Here is an 18618-nt window from a genome sequence, read left to right on the forward strand (position 1 = left end):
GCTCCTTTAATTTAGAATGTTAGCTCCAACTGCCTTTTCAACCGAACGGTTGATGTCAGCAAGGCCAATACCAAGTGATCCCTTGTTAGAAGGAATTAGGATAATGGCTGGAGTCATAGATTCTCTGTATTTATCTATAGTTTCGCTTACAAGCTCTGCCATGGCTTCAGTGATAAAAATCACTCCGTAGCCTTCACCGGCAAGCTTGTCTATTAGTTTACTTGCGTCTTTGTCGTCAATGGCTGTAAAGGCGTCAATTCCAATAGCCTTGAACGCTAAAATCGAATCCTTATCGCCAATTACTCCTATTTTATACATAAGTTTCTCTTAACCTTTCCCTAGTAAAGTCTTTTGGAAGTGAATTTAACTTAGAGATAAAGATTATCCTTAGGTTTTTAATCTCTTGCTCTTTGGCAATCAAAAATCCTAACAAAACTTCTGGGCCATAGGTCATGGCTTTTGCTTTTTTGGCAAAGTCCATAAAGTGATCATCGATGGCCTTTTCAAGGTCAAGAAGATTTTCCTTGTCATTTTTATCCCTATCCAAACTTTTTTTGAGGTAGGAATTCACCTTAAGGCTTGAAGTCTTGGATACAATCTCGTTTTCGTCCATGCTTATCATAGCAAGAACATCATTTTTATCGAGGTTGCCTCCTTCGATTAGGGCATTTTTCAAATGATCAAAGTCAAGTTTTTGTCCCCTAATCCTTAGGAGAGTCTTGATATTGGCAAGGTCGATTGCTTCCTTTGTATAAGTAAGCAAACTTTCTATTCCAGTCGCCTCTGCAAGATCAAGCTCCCTTTCATAATAGGACTTATCAAGGGATATGTCTATCATGGCAGGGTTTTCGCTTTGCCTATAAGCATTAAGAGCTTTTTGGGCATAGGCAAGATAAATTTCCCTATCTTCCTTTTTTCCAATAGAACCAACAGAAACATCCCCATCTGTAGCCTTTAAAAGTTCCCTTTTGATGAAGGCTGTATCCACATTTGCCATAGGCGAATAGATTTTGGAATAATCTTCTTCTTGGATAAGTTCTTTTACCAAAAGTTTTAGGTTATGGAAATTATATTTTTCGATTAGGTACTGGCTGATATTTTTATCAGGAGTCACATCAGCTATTTTCCCATAGACCTTAACTAATTCCTTATTTAGGATTTTCTCATACTCCTCATCCCTGTCAAGCTCTCCTATTGCGCTGGCATAGGATGAATCATTTAGAGCATTTAACACTTCGCTTAAACTTTCATAGTCATTTAGTCTTTCAAGGTCACGGGCCTTAAGCAGATCATCTTCATAAATCCTAGTGGAAGTAGAAGCTGCTATGAAGTTTTCTCTTTTCATATTTCTTCCTTAGTAAAAAGTGCGTCAGATATTATTTTTTTGATTTCATCTCTTTCGTATTCTATGATTGATGAAAAAGAATTATCGTAGGTGACATTACCATCTTTTATGATAAAACCATCGTTTGTACTTTCACTTGCCACCCTAAGTCCCTTTAGGTCGCTAGAATCGAAGGCGAAATCTTCTCCCTCTTTAAGGATGATTTCTGCACTTGAATGTGGAAAGCCCTCGAGTCTATTTAGGACAAATTTCTTGTAGGCTGGGCCATCCAAATTTTTAAGCTCAGCTAACACCCTGTCAATAACTTGGTCTATTAGCTCATTTTTGGCTCTTATTTTTATATCACGGCCCTTACGAGATGAAGAGAGTTCTTCGTTAGTAAGGGTTGTGGCAGCTTCTTTTTCTGCCTTATCCATGATGATTTTTACTTCTTCACTAGCCTTACTCTTAGCTTGGTCAGTGATTTCTTTCGCTTCGGCCCTTGCCTCGTCTAATATCTGATTTTTTTCTTCTTCTGCTTTATTTTTTATAGATTCTAATATTAAATCAAGATTATTCATAATCTTATCCTAATATTACGCTCTTAAAACAAGGAGTAGGGAGATAACTAGGGCTAGGATTGCGTAAAGCTCAACCATTACTGCGTAAACAACGCCCTTGATAAATTCGTCTTCCTTCTTAGCTAGGATATTAATACCTGCTACTGCTACCTTTGCCTGAGCGATTGCTGATGTATAACCTGCTATAGCTATTGGTAAAGAAGCCATAAAGAAGTATAGACCCTTTGCAAAATCAACATTCCCATCAAGTCTTAGCATGATAAAGAAAGCTATTACGAAGCCGTAAAGGCCTTGGGTACCTGGCAATAATTGAAGTACTAATGCCTTACCAAATTTTTCTGGTTGTTCTACTGTGAGGGCTGCTGCAGCCTCACCTGCCATACCTGTTCCCCTGGCTGATCCTGAGCCTGGTAAAAATGTAGCCATTGCCATTCCAAGTACTGCTAGTATAATTCCGCCATTTTCAATAAAAAAGTTACTCATTATTTCCTCCTTTTATTAATGATAATCTTTTTAGTATCTTCTAACATTTCTCTAAATTTAACTCCACCACCCTCATAGAACTTGTTAAACATTTCTACGTAAATTAACCTTAGGCCGTGGACATAAGCTGATAAGTAGGATAGGAACATATTAAATATTTGAAAAATTACAAAAATTAATATGCCACCAAGGATGCCAACAATACCTGCGCCTCCTACCATTTTAACAATTACATTTACTGCATAGGCTACAAAGCCACCTGATAAAACAAGGGCCATAAGTCTTAGGAAGGATACAAAATCTCCTATCCAGGATGTAAGTCCATACACATTATAAAAACCAGAACCAAGTCTACCACCGATTGTTTTCGCATCTCTTCCTGAAAATAGGAGGATACCAACCATGCCGGCTGCCATCACATAAAGGCCGATTTTTGACTTGCTATAAACATAATAACCTATTCCACCAAGGAACATATAAGTAAATAGCGAATCGTAAATGGCATCTAGTGGTCTGTTATTTTTAAGATTAATAATTATGGTCATACCTACACTTACCATCAAGGCAACTGTACCAATAGCAAAACTCATGCCAATGAGGGTGTAGACATCTTTTTGGGTATCTACCCAGCCAAATGGAACTTCGATTATGCCACCAAAGACTGAACCGAAAAGTATTCCAAAGAAACAAGCTGAAAGTGAAATAGCAAAAAATAGCTTGACCATCTTCTCGCTTGACTTTGTAAGATCTTTCATCTTAAGCATGGCAACAGTTCCAATCACTCCCAGAAGTCCATAGCCCAAGTCACCAATCATAAACCCAGTAAAGATAGTATAAAATATTGCCACAAGCAAGGATGGGTCTATTTCGTTGTATTTTGGTAGGGCATAGGTTTCAACTACCGACTCAAAAGGTTCAACTATCGAATTATTCTCAAGGATAATTGGCACGTCTGGATCATCAAGGTCGGCTTTTCTTATATCAAGCATAAACTCTTCGCCAAGAACACTTGTAAGGTCCTCCTTAAAAGCATCCACCATATCAGCAGGCACGAAGCCTTCTATGACATCCATAGACTCAGTTTTTAAGAAATACTCGGCGCTTGCTTCCTTTTTTCTTTCGTTTTCAAGGAAAGATTCGTAGAGGTAGAAGTCATCCATGTACTTAAAAAATCCTGCAATTTCCTCTTCAAGTTTAGTGATATCGTTTTTATATTTATACGAATCAGCTTTTAGTTTTTCAAGCTCATCGCCTACTGGGCCACTTGCTTTTACCCTTATCCTGGTAAAACCAAACTCCCTTAGGATCTCTTTAAATTCTTCTTTTTCATCTAGGGAAGAAATTCCAACTATGTAGCTAACCTTATCTTTTTCGCTTAGCCTATAGACTAGAGATTTTTCCAAATGTTTTTCTACAAGCTCTTTTCTTAGGCCATCGTAAAATTGACTTGAAATCGAGCCAGTTTCTACCAAGACCCTTGTCGAATTGTAGAGGTCATTTATATCTAGGTTTATGTCCTTCCATGGAAATAAATCGTCGATTTTAGAATCATTCGCCTGTTTTTTATCAACCAGGCCTTCCCTTTCTTTAACTAATTTAATTAACTTATCATAAATAAGGTCAAAATCAAAATTCTCAGAATCCCTATAGACATTTTCTATATCTAATCTCTTAAGCTCGTTTGGGCTTTCTTCTTTGGAATATTTTTTGACAGTCTCAACAGCGTATTTAAGCTTATCCTGCCTATCTTCCAAAGACTTAAGGGCAACTGAATTTTCAACCTCTTTTAGGTAAGATTCATTTTCTTCTAATTTAAGGTCATTAAAATGCACATAGTTAAAATTTTGAAGAATATCAAGCAGGCTAGATCGCTTATTGTAAAAACTAAGCAAGCTAAACTTATTCATCTTAACTATTGCCATTATTTACTATCCTTTCTACAAGCAAGTCTACAGTCTTTTTAATGTCGCCTAAATCTCTTTTTTTGATTTCCTCTGCAACTTCACTCGCTTTTTCTAACACCGGTTTGCTTTCTTCAAGGGCCTTAAGCTTAGCTTCCTCTACTAGTTTTTTTGCCTTTACCTTAGCTCGATCAATCTCTTCTTTGTAGGACTCATCTGCTTTGATCTTAGCTTCTTCTACTAGCTTTCGGGCTTTTTCTTTGGCCAAATCAAGTTCTTTTGCAGCCGACTCTTCGGCTAATTTGACTTGATTCAAAATGTCATCAGTCATAATTCACCCCCTAGTTAATTAAATTATATCATATTTTTACCCAATTCGGGTATAGTCTAGACAAAATAAGACTTATATTTTATAATTTAGAGGAAAATTTATGAAAAAATACTTGCTGATACTCATAATTATGTTATTTTTGCCAGGGTGTGAAAAAGAAAATAAGGCAAATACCGAAATTTATCCCCTAGCAAAAATTGATAAATTCAAACAAGATGATAGCCTTTATACTGGCGAAAAACTAATAACCTACCCAACATCAATTAAAGAAACAAATGAAACCTATTCGAAAAAAGATTTGGATAATTTAGACTATGACAAAGAAGTAAGGCTAAATGATATATTTTTTAGAATCCCTTCTAAGTGCGAGATTTTCAAAAAAGAAGACAGCTATTTTATTGATTTTCCCCTAGACTCATCCTATAATATCTTAATTAGCTTTAAAAAGCTCGATGCGACTTATGACCTTATCGACCTTTCTAACGTTCTAATTAAGGAGGAAAATCTAGCAGCAAAAATCATATCCCAACCTGTCAGAAATAAGTTTACAGACTTGGATAGCGCTTATTTTATAAGCAGGGACGATGAGTACACCTACACCCACTTTTTTATAAAAAGCGCCAACTCCACCCTATATTTTACAATCAAGGAAAACGGAACAAGGGCTGGTGGGAAAATTATGTCCGACATCTTAATGACTTCCTATGTGACCGGCAACGACCCATTTGAAGTCAGAAAAACCTTTGAAGACTTTAAGGACAGCCTATCAATTTTTGCCACAAGCGATGTAGATTTTGCTGACCTATCCCTAAAAATCCCAGAAAATTTTCTCCTAAAACAAGAGGGCGATGGTTTTAAATATTTCTTGGCCAAGGAAGATAATGAAGTCCTAGGAGAAATCATCATGAAAGAAGATAGGCTCGATGGTAGTCTTTATGATGCATACAGCCTAAATTCTGGAGATATAATCTACCCAACCCAGCTGATAAATATGGGTGAAGTTTCACTTAATAACGGTATTTTGGAAGGAGAAATCAGACTTTATTCAAGGGAAAACACCCTCACAGGAAAAAAATTTGTATTAAAAAAGAAAAATTACCTTACAATAATAGTTGTGGGTCCCCTTGCCAATAAGTCCCTGGCCATTTCTATGGCAGAGTCAATTAAGGAATCTATAATAAAATAATGTTTCGTGTGAAACATTATTTTATGAGAAATACAATTTTGATTTTTTCAAAAAATAAACAGAGCGAAAAATCGCTCTGTTTTTTATAGGTCGTCTTCGATTATAGATGATTTAGAATAAGCAGTTACTTTTGCTTCGAAGAAGTCAGTCTTAACTCTATTTGGATCTGAATATTCATCTACCCATTTCATTGATTGTGGAATCTCGGTGTAACCTTCAAATAGTGGGTCAAATCCTAGGCCCTTAGCACGAAGGTTGCCAAGATATTTGATGTAGTCTTCAATCATGGTTGTAGATAGTCCTGCAATATTATCGCCGATAGCGTATTTGCCCCATTCGATTTCCTGGCGTACGCCTTCTTTTAGCATATCTCTATAAACAATTGTTGCCTCTGGTGTGAAAAGATCTGGTCTTTCCTTCTTTAGGTCGTTAATTAGGGACCTAAAAAGCCAAAGGTGGGTATTCTCATCCCTGTTTATGTATCTGATTTCTTGGACAGTTCCTGGCATCTTGCCATTTCTTCCTAGATTGTAGAAGAAGGAAAAGCCTGAATAGAAGTAGATTCCCTCAAGTATATAATTTGCTATAAGCGCTCTCACAAATTTAAACTCATTATCATCAACCAAAAATTCGTTGTATTGTTCACCAATAAACTCATTACGTCTTAGAAGGTGATCATCTTCCTTCCAAAGGTACAAAATTCTTGTCCTCTCCTCAGGTGAGCAGATGGTATCAAGGATGTATGAATAAGACTGAGAATGGATTGACTCCTGGTAGGTCTGAATTGAAAGACAAAGGTTAATCTCATTTGCAGTCACATAAGTTTGTAGGTTTGGCAAGTTGGCTGTCTGGATAGAATCCAAATAGGTTAAAAATGATAAAATCCTATCAAAAGCTCTCTTTTCGTGTTGGTCAAGCTTCCTATAATCTTTGATATCTTGATTGAGGTTAATCTCCTCTGGAATCCAAAAATTATTCATAGCCTGCCTGTACCAATCGGATGTCCAGGTATATTTTAAGTTGTTAAAATCATTAAGGTTTGTTGTGTTACCTTGAATAATCTTTCTCTTAGCAAGATCAATATCGCCATTTTCATTGAAAATGCCACGCTTCTCGACTTCTTTCTTTTTACTTTCTTCCATTTCTACCTCCTAAGAAATAATATTCAACACAATAGATGAAACTATTGAAAGTACAATAGATGCAAAAATCAAACTAAATAAATGGGAGTCAATATAGGCCCCATCAACAAATTTAAAAGCCAAATACAAGACAAAAGCAGAAATCACAAGGTGAAATAAACCCAAGGTCAAAAAGCTAATAGGAAAGGCAAAAAACCTAAGAATAGGCTCAACAACCCTCTGAAGCAGAGTCAAAACAATAGCTGTAATAATAAGCGCCGAAGTCTTATCAAAAGAAATATGGCTAATAAACTTACTCATCAAAAATAATGAAATAGCATTTGCTATAAATAAAATCAACAAAATAAACTCCTTTTCTTACTTAAAGATTATTTTCTTCGTCTATTCAAAATAAACTCCTTTTCATAAAAGACAAATAGTTCTTTAATCCAAGACGAAGTATTCTCTAATAATATTATACCAGATATTTGTGTTTTTTATCCGAGATAAGTTATCATTTTTTAATTCGAGATTATTTTTATCTTATATTGATTAAAGGTCATCTACATGACCCCTCCGTACAAGGGGGGAGCCCAGGGGAACGTTTCGCACGTTCCCCAACCCGCTCCCCCTTAGACCCCCTTCGGCTACCCCCTCCGGGCGACCCCTCTCGGGGGATAAGGAGTTTGCCTTCAGCAAACTATTGATATAGAGATACCTCTGTTCAAGTTGGACTAGCTTTTAACTTTTTTGACATTCAGTCGGCTAAAATTTGATAACTCGCTATCGCTCAAACAATCAAATTTTTTGACGCCTCCTTCATTTACAAAAATACAAGGTCTTAAGTTTCTAACTCTTCGTATAAGAAAGATAAAACTAATTTAGCAATGTTTGGCGAAAGCCAAACGAGCCTTGCGACTCTGGGACTTCGAGACAAAATCTCCACTCTGTCGGGGAAAGATCTCTAATCAAGGGTTGCGTTAAGAAAACTGATTGTCTGAGGCGTAGCCGAGTTATCAGTTTTTAGCAACCCGATGATTAGAAATCAGTGGGGAAATACATAATCTTATACAAGGATATTCTCTCTACCAAAAAAAGCTTGCCGAAAAGGCAAGCTTCTTTTTTCGCCCTCCGCTAAGGAGCCGCTCGGGGGTGTAGCGGAAAGGGGGCCTGGGGGAACCCAGTGAGGGACCCTGCGGAAGGTCCCTTGGGGTTCCCCCAGATACGGAGCAGTCATGTTAATGACTGAGAAAATATAATAGATGCAGTCAATCTCGGATTGAAAAAAAGAGGGCTTTTGGGAGCCCTCCCAAAAATTTATTTATATTGTATAAATCCTATGCGGAGCAAGTATCACACTCTTCCACTTCAAGTGACTTACCTCTCACATAGTATATGCTCTTTACTCCACTTTCCCAAGCTGTTAGGTAGACATTTAAAATTTGCCTCATGGTGTATTCTGTGGTGATGTAGATGTTTACTGATTGGGCTTGGTCTAGGTGACGTTGTCTTACTCCTGCCATACGCATTGAGATGTTTTGATCTATGTCGTGGGCATTTTCGTAGAGCCAGAAGGTTTTTGTTGTTAGTCCTGGTGCCACTCTTGGGACTATGGCTCCCTTCTTTTCTTCTAGGAAGTAGCGGCTCATAATTGGGTCTACACCTGCTGAGGTGCCGGAGATGATTGAGGTTGATCCTGTTGGAGCTATTGCCATTAAATATCCATTTCTAAGGCCGTATTTTTTAACATCTGCGGCAAGCTTCTCCCATCTTTCTGATGTGTAAGACCTGTCTGTGAAGTAGGTGCCTTTCTGCCAGTCGCTTCCTTCAAATACCTTGTAAGACCCCTTATCTTTGGCGATTTCCACGCTTTCCTTGATGGCGTAATAATTTATGTCTTCATATACCCTATCTACAAGTTCTGCATGGGCTTTTTCGTCTGACCACCTGATGTCATTTTTTACTAGCATGTGGTGGTAGCCACTGGTGCCAAGGCCAATTGCCCTATATTTTTTGTTGGTTACTTCCGCATATGGGGTTGGATAATAGTTTAGGTCAATTACATTATCTAAGGCTCTTACAACTGTTCTTACAGTTTCTTCAAGCTCTTTAGGATTGTTCACATCTAGCTTGCCAAGGGTGAGGCTGGCTAGGTTACATTCTACAAAATCTCCCGGTTTGGTTTTGTTAACTATAACCACATCCCCATCTTCTGTGACTATTTCTGTAGAAACAGTTTCTGATGGGCTCATATTTTGCGCAATCTCAGTACAAAGGTTTGATGAATAAATTATTCCCTTGTGCTTGTTTGGATTATATTTATTTACCAAGTCCCTATTGAAAATAAATGGTGTGCCAGTTTCTGACCAAGACTTGATTAAGAGTCTTACCATGTCCTTGATCGGCATGATCCTTCTTGAAATTTCCTTATCATCGACTAATTTTTTGTAAAATTCTTCAAATTCTTCCCCGTAGGTATCTTCTATGGCCCTGCCATATTTTTTCTCTACCTCATGTGGGTCGAACATGTACCAATCGCCTTCCATATTATTTTTGACTTGTTTCCAGAAAAGATCTGGCACGCATACTCCAGGAAAGACGTCGTGAGCCTTCATCCTGTCATCGCCGTTGTTTGTCCTAAGGCCCAAAAACTCTGGCATATCCTTATGCCAAATATCAAGATAAACAGCCACAGCTCCCTGGCGCACACCAAGTTGATCAACAGCTACAGCAGTGTCATTGGCAAGTCTAATCCAACGGATAACCCCACCTGCAACTCCTTCAAAACCACGAATATCAGAGCCATTTGCCCTTACCTTGCCAAAATAAAGTCCCATTCCACCACCATGTTTGGAGACTTCGGCAAAATTGGTAATGGACCTATAGATTCCCTTTAGGGTATCTGGAACAGTTTCTATAAAGCATGATGAAAGTTGGTTAAAAGGCTTTCTTGCATTGGTCATAGTTGGGGTCGCCATGGTTGCCTTTAAGGTTGATAAAATATCATAAAGTCTCTTGGCAAAGCTAACCTTGTCTTTTTCTGGAATAGCAAGATGCATGGCAATGCCCATAAACATCTCTTGAACCTTTTCTAGAAGACGGCCATCAAAGCTTGTAATTAGGTATCTTTTTCTGAGTAGGTCTAGGCCTGAATAGGTGAAGATGTCATCCCTATCATAGTCGAGGTATTTTTCGAGCTCATCAATTTCAGCTGAAGAATAATTTTCTAAAATATAGGCTCCGTATAGACCTTTTTCAGTCAAAAACCTTATCTTTGACTTGAAATCATAGATATCATATCGTTCTTCCTCTTGTCTAATTTCTAAATTTATCTTATAGGCTAGAAATCTCGCTGCAATTATTTCCCAATCCGGAGCTTCCTTGCTAGTTAGCTCGCTTGCCGCACGAATGACTGCGTCAAGCACTTCCTTATCGTTCATTTCTGGCTTAGTGAAAGATTCAAATTTAAAATAAAGTGATTCTATTGGATACCTTTGACTATCAAATTCCCTTTGCACCTTAGAAATGATCTCCATTAGATCCTTATCACTTACATATTTAGTAAAGTCGGATATTACCTTCCTGTCCATGTTATGCTTGGCGCGGTAGAGGATAAAGGACTTAACTTCCCTATAATAATTTTCATCAATAAGACTTAATTCAACTAAGTCTTGGACTTCCTCAACCGTAACTACGTGGTCAACAGGGAATTTTTCCTCGATAGTTCCTACAATTTTTTGGGCGATGTATTCAAGTTTTTCGTCAGTTATCGTAGAATCCACTGACTTAAAGGCTTTGAATATAGCTCTTTTAATTTTTTCTAATTCAAAGTCAACTTTTGACCCGTCTCTTTTAATTATCTTCATTCATAACTCCAAATTAACTACTATATATAGTGGTATTTTATCAAAATCTACATCTATCATACCTTATATAGGGGCTGGTATGCAATCGAGCCAAAAAAAAGCACAAAGACCTTTAAAGCTTATCTTTGTGCTATTACTTGTAATTTTTCTTCTTTTTTAAAAGTTTATTTGTTGACAAAAACAAATTTATCTAAATTTCTTCTGTGTATAGGGCCTTAAAGGCATCTTCTTTTACAACAGATGTATCAGTAAAAAGGTCGATAAAACTTTGTTTTTTTGGAGTGACTAGGGCTAGGGCATAAAGAAAAACAAACTTGTTTTGAATGTATCTTCCAGCTATTTCCCTTATTAAAATTTGACTTGTTGATAAATTTTCTCCACCAACAGATACCACCCTTAGTCCTGTTATAATCTTGCCAAGGGACTGGCCTCTAGTTATTAAGGATAAGATTGTAAAGTAGGCTAGGCTAACAATAGTGTAGATGACATTGGTAAGCTCTAGGCCTAATACTTTCGCCTCTGGATCTATAGGAAAGATAAATTTACCTATGCTAAAGATGGCAGATATGACCATCATGTCTATGATATAGGCCAAAAATCTTAGGCCAAATGATGAGTAGGCATAAGCAAAATCTCTTTCTACAAAAACTTTTTTATCTTCCATAGACTCCCCCGTAGATATACATAGGAGCTTGCCTATTTTCTTCCATTAATTCCTTGAGGATGGCTAGGTCTGATGAAGATTTTTTCAAATCCTCAACCTTTTGGAAAAGTTGTCTGAGTGAGAGATTTGCATAAGAACTCTCCACAACTTGTGGGTCGTTTAACTTATTTTCCTTAATCATATCATCTATTGCCATGTCAATATCGCCTATCTTATCTACAAGACCATTTTTAACAGCTTGAGCTCCATCATAAACCCTACCATCGGCAAGTTTTCTGACGTCTTTTTCACTCATATGTCTACCTTCTGATACAATTTTTACAAAACGACCAAAGGCTGAATCTACTAGGCCTTGAAGGTAGGCTTTTTCTTCAGCATTTAAGTCCCTACCCATGGTGCCTGTATCTTTCATTTTGCCTGAAACTACATTTTGTTCCTTTATGCCATATTTTTCAAAAAGTCCTTGGAAGGAACGACCACCCATGATTACACCGATTGAACCAGTAAGGGTCTCGTTTGAAGCATAAATCCTATCTGTTGGAGCAGATATATAGTAACCACCAGATGCAGCCATCTCTTCCATAACAGAATAAACTGGGATTTTCTTTGCCTTTAGGTTTTTGATTTCCTTGGCAATTTTTTCTGACACATAAACAGATCCACCTGGTGAATTTACAGCAAGGATGACACCCTTAGTGGTTGGGTCTTTCGCAGCATCCTTAAGCTCGCTTATTACAAATTCACTATTCTCATCACCTTGGATTACACCTTCTAGAGAAATTTTTCTGATTTTTTCAGCAGGGTTTGTTCCTTGGATAACTTCTTGGTCAAAGAGTGTAGACTTGCCCCAGTTTCTAAGGTAAGCCAAGCCCTTTGCTTCTTTTTCTTCACTGGTATCTTTCATAAACATAGAAGCAACAAGAACAAGAACTGCAAGGCCTACTGCTATCCATCTTTTTGCATTGTTTTTCATAGTATCTCCTTAAATTTCATTTTCACTTCTTCATTATACCCCAAAATAAATCAAGACTTAGTAAAGATGATTGCATTTTTATATACCAATCAGTACAATGAATATGCATTACAATTATCGTTAACACTCGATTACATTGTTATGTATAGCTCCTGCCCGGAGCTATTTACATAAAAAATTAAGCTGTATTTTTAATATAGCTTAATTATTTTTTTATATTTCAAAAGGAGTGTTTATATGGAAAAAAATACCAAAAAACTCTACAAAATTATAGAAGACTTGCTAAAAGAAAAAATAGTATTGGCCTTTTCTGGTGGGGTAGACTCTGCCTTGCTCTTAAGAATAGCAACATCTTTACGACAAAATGAAAACGATGTAGTCGCTATGTTTTTTGAAGCTCCATCGAGCACAGAAGAGGACCTCATTAACGCCAAAAATTTGGCAGAAGAAATGCAAGTTAAGTTATATATAAAAGATGTGGATATCTTTGTAGATGACCACATTACCAACAACGAAAAAGATAGGTGCTACCACTGCAAGAGCCACCTTTTTAACCAAGCTATAAAACTTAAGGACGATCTCGGTTACGGCTATGTCATAGATGGAACAAATACTGATGATCACAAGGTTTATAGACCAGGTCTTATGGCTCTAAAGAATCTTGGTGTTGTAAGCCCCCTAAATATGGCAGGTTTTTCCAAAGAAATGGTGAGGGCTCTTGCTGGCGAGCTTGGAGTAAGTGTTGCCAAAAGGCCATCAGCCCCATGTCTTTTGACTAGGTTTCCTTACGGTACAAAGATTACCCCAGCGAAACTAGACAGACTTGAAAAAGCAGAAGCTTTTATAAGGGACCTAGGCTTTATCAAATTTAGAGTAAGAGACCACTCAAATATTGCTAGGATAGAACTAGAGCCAGATGACTTTATAAAATTTATCGACAAGAGATACCTTGTCATAAAAGAATTTAAAACCCTTGGCTTTTCCTATGTGACAATCGACCTAGAAGGTTTTAGGTCAGGGTCAATGGATGAGGGTCTAAGTGAAGAAGAAAAGAAAAAGTGGGTCTTATAATGGATAAAAAAAACTTAATCAAACAAATCAAAGAAGGGCTAATCTCAGAAGAGGATGCCCTTAAAATCCTTGAAGACAAAGGATATGCAGACGTAGGTGAAAACGCCAAAATCGACTTCTCAAGAAGAGACAGACGTGGTTTTCCAGAAGCAATTTACTGCGCATCAAAAGATGACAAGAGCCTCATAGAAATCTTTAAGTCCTTTTACGAAAGAGGCGAATCTGTAATCGGCACCAGGGCAAGCCGTAGACAATACGAAATCGTAAAAGCTGTCATCGATGACGTGGAATATTCAGACCTTGCCCAAATTATTAGCCTGGACTACTCCAAAGAAAGCGAGAAAATCGGCGAAATCGCCATAGTATCTGCTGGCACATCTGATTTGCCAATCAGCCTTGAAGCTGAAATTACAGCGCGCTTTCTTGGGGCAAAAGTAAAAGCCTACAGGGATGTGGGAGTTGCTGGAGTCCATAGGCTCTTAGATAAGACAGAAGAAATAAAAAAAGCAAATGTAATTATAGCCATAGCAGGTATGGAAGCAGCCCTTGCCACAGTCCTTGCAGGCCTTGTTGATAAGCCAATTATAGCTGTCCCAACATCAGTCGGCTACGGAGCAAACCTTGGAGGGATTACCGCCCTTTTGTCAATGATCAACTCCTGTGCCGAAGGCGTAAGCGTAGTTAATATCGACAACGGCTACGGAGCCGCCTACCAAGCTTGCCAAATCAATAGGCTAATCACGAAAGGAAATAAATAATGGACCTATATTTTGAAATGTATTCAGGAATAGCTGGTGATATGACCATAGGAGCTCTTTTAGACCTCGGTGCAAGCAAGGAAAAATTAATCGAAGGAATCAAATCTCTCGGCCTTACTGGCTACGACTTAGTTTTTGAAAGAGTAAAGAAAAATGGGATTGACTCCTATAACTTTGACGTAATCCTAGCAGGTCACGACCACGATCATCACCACGACCATGAAGGCGACCACCGTCATTGCCATGAACACACTCATGAAGATGGCCATACTCATTCTCATGAACATTGTCATGACCATGACCACCATGACCACGACCATAATCACCACGATCACGAACATTGCCACGAACACACTCATGAAGATGGCCATACTCATACACACGAACATTGCCATGATCATGACCACGACCATGACCACATTCACAGCCATGTTCACAGAAACCTAAACGATATTGAAAAAATAATCAATACTTCTGACCTAAATGAAAATATCAAGAAAAATGCCTTAGGAATTTTCGATATAATCGGTGATGCAGAAGCCCAGGCCCATGGCATCGACAAATCTGAAGTCCACTTCCACGAAGTTGGAGCTATTGATTCTATTATAGATATTGTCGGCACTTGTATATGCTTAGATGACCTAGGTGTGGAAAATATTTACTTCTCAGACCTCTATGAAGGATTTGGCTATCAAATGTGCGCTCATGGCCCAATGCCAATACCTGTACCAGCTGTAGCCAATATCCTAGCAGATTCTAAAATTAATCTTAACTTCATCGGAGAAGAAGGCGAGCACATCACTCCAACAGGGGCTGCAATCGTCAAATACTTCTATAAAAAAGCTCCAGAAAGTTTTAAAATCAAAAAAATCGGCCTAGGCGCCGGCAACAAGGACTTCGAAAAGTCAACTAATATCCTAAGAGTAATTGAAATTACAGGAGATAAAAAAAAAGCCTAATCTTAGCTGAAACTAATATTGACGACTCTACAGGAGAAGTCCTAGGCTTTGTGATGGACGAACTAATGAAGGTCGCAAGAGATTGTTTTTATAGCCCGATTTATATGAAAAAAAATCGCCCTGCCTATAAATTATCAGTCCTTTGCGATGAGGACAAGTTGGAAGATGTAGAAGACATTATCTTTTCAAACACCAGCTCAATTGGTATTAGAAAAATCGAAGTAGAAAGATCTGTTCTCGAAAGAATGATAATAAATATAGATTATGAAGGTCTAAGGCTTTCTTACAAGAAGGTTTTTCACAAGGATAAATCCTATGTATATCCTGAATACGAGTCTGCAAAAGACTTGGCAGCACAAAATTCTTTATCGATCAAAGAAGCGTTCGATAAAATGAAATTAATTTATGGAGGAAATTGTGAAAAAAATTAATTTAAGAAAATTAGCACTAATATTAATCTTTATCTTGACCCTAACAGCATGTGGGGGAGCAGATAAGAAAGAAAATCTTACAAAAGAAGAAGCAAAAACAGAAAAAGTACAAGAAACAAATGAAGAAAGTAAAGAAGAAGCTAAGGAAGGAAAACTAATAGTTGAAGACGTCCTTGGTCGCACTATAGAGCTTGATAAGCCACTCGAGAAAGTCATTATCCAAGGTTCTGGTTCAGGTGGCCCATTCATGCAAATGATGTACCTAGATAAGGAAAATTTCTACAAAAAAATTGCAGCCATGGATGACGGTCTACGCCAAAATAGGAATGACCTTTACCAAAGGCTTGTGGAAAAAATTCCAGAACTAGAAGACCTAAGAAGGGTTACAAACTTCACTGACAATGACTTTTCTATAGAAGACCTCTTGTCAATAGATGCTGACGGCATCATTGCCCCAGTATCCTACAAGGCCCAGCTAGATACAATCGAGGATAAGCTAGACCTACCAGTTATATACGTTGACTACCATAGCCAAGACCTTGAAAAACACCTTAAATCAACAGAAGTTATTTCAAAGGCAACAGGTCTTGATAAAAACTTTGACAAACTCTATAACTTCTACAAGGAAAAGAGGGAATTTATCCTAGATGCCCTCAAAGATGTTAAAAATAAACCAAATGTCTACCTAGAATGTGGCCAAGACGGCGAAGTCAAATATGGTAACGCCTACGGCAATGTTATGATGTGGGGCAAAATTGTTAATGACTGCGGCGGTCACAACATAGCAGGCGATGTCCTCGAAGATAAACAAGCTAACCCTATTTCTGAGGAATTTGTCCTAAGTCAGGACCCAGACATCATCGTTCTTACTGGATCTCAATGGGTAAATAAACCAGATGCTCTAAGAATGGGCTATGACGTAACAAAGAAAGAAGTAGAAGAAAAAATCAAAAAATACAATGAAAGAAATGGTTGGTCAAGTCTTAAGGCTATGAAAGATAAGGAAGTATTTGCTATAGGCCACAACGTTGCCCGTGACATGTCTGACTTTTATTCTTACGAAGCCCTAGCCAAGGCCTTCCACCCAGACTTATTTAAAGACCTTGATCCAGATAAAGACATGGAAGAATTCTACAAAGAATTTATGCCAATAGACTATTCTGGATGCTGGTATACTAAGTATGAATAAAAATAAGAAAATTTTTCTCCTCATTCTCCTAGCTATGGCTATCTCTATAATAGATTTATTTATCGGGGTAGGTCAGCTTGGAGTTGGGGATTTGGCACACTTAACTGACCTACAAAAAACAATTCTTTTTAAGATAAGGATTCCTGAAATGACAACAGCCCTTATCTTGGGAATGATTTTGGGGCTTTCTGGTGCTTGTATGCAAACCATCCTTGATAACCCGCTTGCAAGTCCCTTCACCCTCGGTGTTTCATCTGCAGCGGGCTTCGGGGCCAGTCTCTTCCTCTTAATGGGAATTTCTATTAACTTTATAGCTATAGGAGCAATAGGATTTTCCCTAATAGCTATAATCTTTGTCTACCTCATCTCGAAGAGAAATTTTGCCCACACAAGCTCGATGATTCTCGCAGGTATAGCAGTTAAGTTTTTCTTTGACTCCTTAACAAGCTTGATGCAATATGTTTCTACAGATGAAACCCTATCATCTATTGTATTTTGGCTTTTTGGTTCAGTTTCAAATACCAAACCAAGACAAATTATAATCCTACTAATATCCTTCATAGTGGCCTTTATCATTATCATAAAAGATAGTCACAAGCTAACCACCCTAAGATTTGGAGAAGACAGGGCAAGAAGTCTTGGCGTTGATGTTAAGGGTCTTAAGGTAAGGACCTTTATGATTGTTTCAATCCTATCTTCAATCGGAGTTAGTTTTGCAGGAGTCATTGGTTTTGTAGGCGTAATCGCCCCTCACCTTGCTAGAAAAATCCTAGGCGAAGACCAAAGATACTATATAGTAGGTTCAACCCTCATAGGAGCAGGCCTCTTGGTTATATCTTCAGCCCTATCAAAAATGATAAAGCCAGGCACCATCCTTCCAATTGGTATAATTGCAAGTTTGATTGGCCTACCACTCATTTTTATATTCTTCTTTGGAGGTAGAAATGATTAAGGCAAAAAATCTTTCAATCTCCTATGACAGGAAAATAATAGATGACATTTCCTTTACTGTTGACGCTGGTAAGGTTAATATCCTAATGGGCAGGAATGGTTCAGGAAAATCAACCATCCTTAATGCCATATCTGGGATCAAAAAATATGATGGAGAAATTATAACTGACGGCAAGGTTTCCTACCTCAACCAAAATATAAACTCCAAAATAAGATTTACAGTATTTGAAACTATCTTGTTAGGCAAGGTAGCGGACCTATCCCTAAGGATTACAGAAGAAGACGTAAGGGATGTTGAAGAAATCATAGATTTACTAAATATCCACGAATATAGAAACAAATATATAAATAGGCTATCAGGAGGCGAGGTCCAAAAAGTTTTCATAGGCCAGGCCCTAGTAGCAAGACCAAAAATCCTCCTCCTAGACGAACCAGTAAGTGCCCTAGACTTAAAAAATCAATACGAAATAATGAGAATAATCAGAGACTTAACCTATAAACTAAAACTCACTACCCTAATAAGTCTACACCAAATAGCCCTAATCGAAAAATTTGCCGACAATATTATCCTAATTAATGATAAAAAAATCTATAGGCAAGGTCCATCCAAGGAAGTTATGGACGAAAAAATGTTCATGGACATATTTGATATGGAAACCGACATTAGGGACTTTGATGGTAATAGGCACATATATTTCAAATAAAAAAGATGATATTGCAGAACAGATTTACCTATTCTGCAACATCATCTTTTAAATTGATTTTATTCCTCATCGTTCGCTAGTCTAACTCTATCGAAATGGCGCTTATAAATCCTGAGCCAAAATGT

19 protein-coding genes are annotated in these 18618 nt (G+C 37.7%); 8 read left to right on the top strand and 11 right to left on the bottom strand.

Annotated features, from left to right (window positions below; translation table 11 throughout):
* Window positions 1-6: 6 nt before the first annotated feature.
* From HMPREF1630_RS00635 to HMPREF1630_RS00660, 6 genes are read right to left on the bottom strand one after another with little or no spacing between them, the layout of a single operon-like run.
* The gene (locus HMPREF1630_RS00635) at window positions 7-318 is read right to left on the bottom strand and encodes a V-type ATP synthase subunit F (protein WP_004827180.1); all 312 of its coding nucleotides are present in this window, start codon (window positions 316-318) and stop codon (window positions 7-9) included.
* Complete coding sequence (locus HMPREF1630_RS00640; protein ID WP_004827181.1) at window positions 311-1345, bottom strand: V-type ATPase subunit; 1035 nt, start codon at window positions 1343-1345, stop codon at window positions 311-313. The genes HMPREF1630_RS00635 and HMPREF1630_RS00640 overlap by 8 nt, the downstream gene beginning before the upstream one ends.
* Window positions 1342-1905, bottom strand: a complete 564-nt coding sequence (locus HMPREF1630_RS00645) for a V-type ATP synthase subunit E (RefSeq protein ID WP_037326076.1) — start codon at window positions 1903-1905, stop codon at window positions 1342-1344. Before HMPREF1630_RS00645 ends, HMPREF1630_RS00640 begins: the two co-directional genes overlap by 4 nt.
* Window positions 1906-1920: 15 nt before the next feature.
* Window positions 1921-2388, bottom strand: coding sequence for a V-type ATP synthase subunit K (locus tag HMPREF1630_RS00650; protein ID WP_004827183.1), 468 nt, complete (start codon window positions 2386-2388; stop codon window positions 1921-1923).
* On the bottom strand, window positions 2388-4310 hold the full coding sequence (locus HMPREF1630_RS00655; protein WP_037326078.1) for a V-type ATP synthase subunit I: 1923 nt from the start codon (window positions 4308-4310) through the stop codon (window positions 2388-2390). Before HMPREF1630_RS00655 ends, HMPREF1630_RS00650 begins: the two co-directional genes overlap by 1 nt.
* Window positions 4297-4620: a hypothetical protein gene (locus tag HMPREF1630_RS00660; RefSeq protein WP_004827185.1), complete on the bottom strand. Its 324-nt coding sequence runs from the start codon at window positions 4618-4620 to the stop codon at window positions 4297-4299. The genes HMPREF1630_RS00655 and HMPREF1630_RS00660 overlap by 14 nt, the downstream gene beginning before the upstream one ends.
* 100 nt (window positions 4621-4720) lie before the next feature.
* On the opposite strand from HMPREF1630_RS00660, the gene HMPREF1630_RS00665 reads away from it, so the two are divergent.
* Window positions 4721-5806, top strand: coding sequence for a hypothetical protein (locus HMPREF1630_RS00665; protein WP_037326081.1), 1086 nt, complete (start codon window positions 4721-4723; stop codon window positions 5804-5806).
* Between the two features lie 83 nt (window positions 5807-5889).
* On the opposite strand, the gene HMPREF1630_RS00670 is transcribed toward HMPREF1630_RS00665, so the two are convergent.
* From HMPREF1630_RS00670 to sppA, 5 genes are all read right to left on the bottom strand, one after another.
* On the bottom strand, window positions 5890-6948 hold the full coding sequence (locus HMPREF1630_RS00670) for a ribonucleotide-diphosphate reductase subunit beta (RefSeq protein ID WP_004827187.1): 1059 nt from the start codon (window positions 6946-6948) through the stop codon (window positions 5890-5892).
* Window positions 6949-6957: 9 nt separating this feature from the next.
* Window positions 6958-7290: a phage holin family protein gene (locus HMPREF1630_RS00675; RefSeq protein WP_231549493.1), complete on the bottom strand. Its 333-nt coding sequence runs from the start codon at window positions 7288-7290 to the stop codon at window positions 6958-6960.
* Between the two features lie 974 nt (window positions 7291-8264).
* On the bottom strand, window positions 8265-10793 hold the full coding sequence (locus HMPREF1630_RS00680; protein WP_037326084.1) for a ribonucleoside-diphosphate reductase subunit alpha: 2529 nt from the start codon (window positions 10791-10793) through the stop codon (window positions 8265-8267).
* 190 nt (window positions 10794-10983) lie between these two features.
* Complete coding sequence (locus tag HMPREF1630_RS00685; protein WP_037326086.1) at window positions 10984-11457, bottom strand: RDD family protein; 474 nt, start codon at window positions 11455-11457, stop codon at window positions 10984-10986.
* A complete protein-coding gene (gene sppA, locus HMPREF1630_RS00690) occupies window positions 11447-12430 on the bottom strand; it encodes a signal peptide peptidase SppA (RefSeq protein WP_037326093.1) in 984 nt (327 codons plus the stop codon). Before sppA ends, HMPREF1630_RS00685 begins: the two co-directional genes overlap by 11 nt.
* 237 nt (window positions 12431-12667) lie before the next feature.
* Here sppA and larE point away from each other — a divergent pair, with 237 nt between their 5' ends.
* The 7 genes from larE to HMPREF1630_RS00725 are packed head-to-tail and all read left to right on the top strand — an operon-like array spanning window position 12668 to window position 18493.
* Window positions 12668-13501, top strand: a complete 834-nt coding sequence (larE, locus tag HMPREF1630_RS00695) for an ATP-dependent sacrificial sulfur transferase LarE (RefSeq protein WP_037326096.1) — start codon at window positions 12668-12670, stop codon at window positions 13499-13501.
* The gene (larB, locus tag HMPREF1630_RS00700; protein ID WP_037326099.1) at window positions 13501-14259 is read left to right on the top strand and encodes a nickel pincer cofactor biosynthesis protein LarB; all 759 of its coding nucleotides are present in this window, start codon (window positions 13501-13503) and stop codon (window positions 14257-14259) included. Before larE ends, larB begins: the two co-directional genes overlap by 1 nt.
* The gene (larC, locus tag HMPREF1630_RS00705; protein WP_037326101.1) at window positions 14259-15218 is read left to right on the top strand and encodes a nickel pincer cofactor biosynthesis protein LarC; all 960 of its coding nucleotides are present in this window, start codon (window positions 14259-14261) and stop codon (window positions 15216-15218) included. Before larB ends, larC begins: the two co-directional genes overlap by 1 nt.
* Complete coding sequence (gene larC2 / locus HMPREF1630_RS09700) at window positions 15218-15649, top strand: nickel pincer cofactor biosynthesis protein LarC2 (protein ID WP_081931843.1); 432 nt, start codon at window positions 15218-15220, stop codon at window positions 15647-15649. The genes larC and larC2 overlap by 1 nt, the downstream gene beginning before the upstream one ends.
* On the top strand, window positions 15636-16838 hold the full coding sequence (locus HMPREF1630_RS00715; protein WP_231549494.1) for an ABC transporter substrate-binding protein: 1203 nt from the start codon (window positions 15636-15638) through the stop codon (window positions 16836-16838). Before larC2 ends, HMPREF1630_RS00715 begins: the two co-directional genes overlap by 14 nt.
* Entirely contained in the window at window positions 16831-17790 is a 960-nt protein-coding gene (locus HMPREF1630_RS00720; protein ID WP_037326106.1) for a FecCD family ABC transporter permease, read from the top strand. Before HMPREF1630_RS00715 ends, HMPREF1630_RS00720 begins: the two co-directional genes overlap by 8 nt.
* Complete coding sequence (locus tag HMPREF1630_RS00725; RefSeq protein WP_037326109.1) at window positions 17783-18493, top strand: ABC transporter ATP-binding protein; 711 nt, start codon at window positions 17783-17785, stop codon at window positions 18491-18493. The genes HMPREF1630_RS00720 and HMPREF1630_RS00725 overlap by 8 nt, the downstream gene beginning before the upstream one ends.
* Window positions 18494-18618: the final 125 nt, after the last annotated feature.

This window comes from Anaerococcus lactolyticus S7-1-13 (assembly GCF_000758765.1).
Taxonomy (GTDB): domain Bacteria; phylum Bacillota; class Clostridia; order Tissierellales; family Peptoniphilaceae; genus Anaerococcus; species Anaerococcus lactolyticus.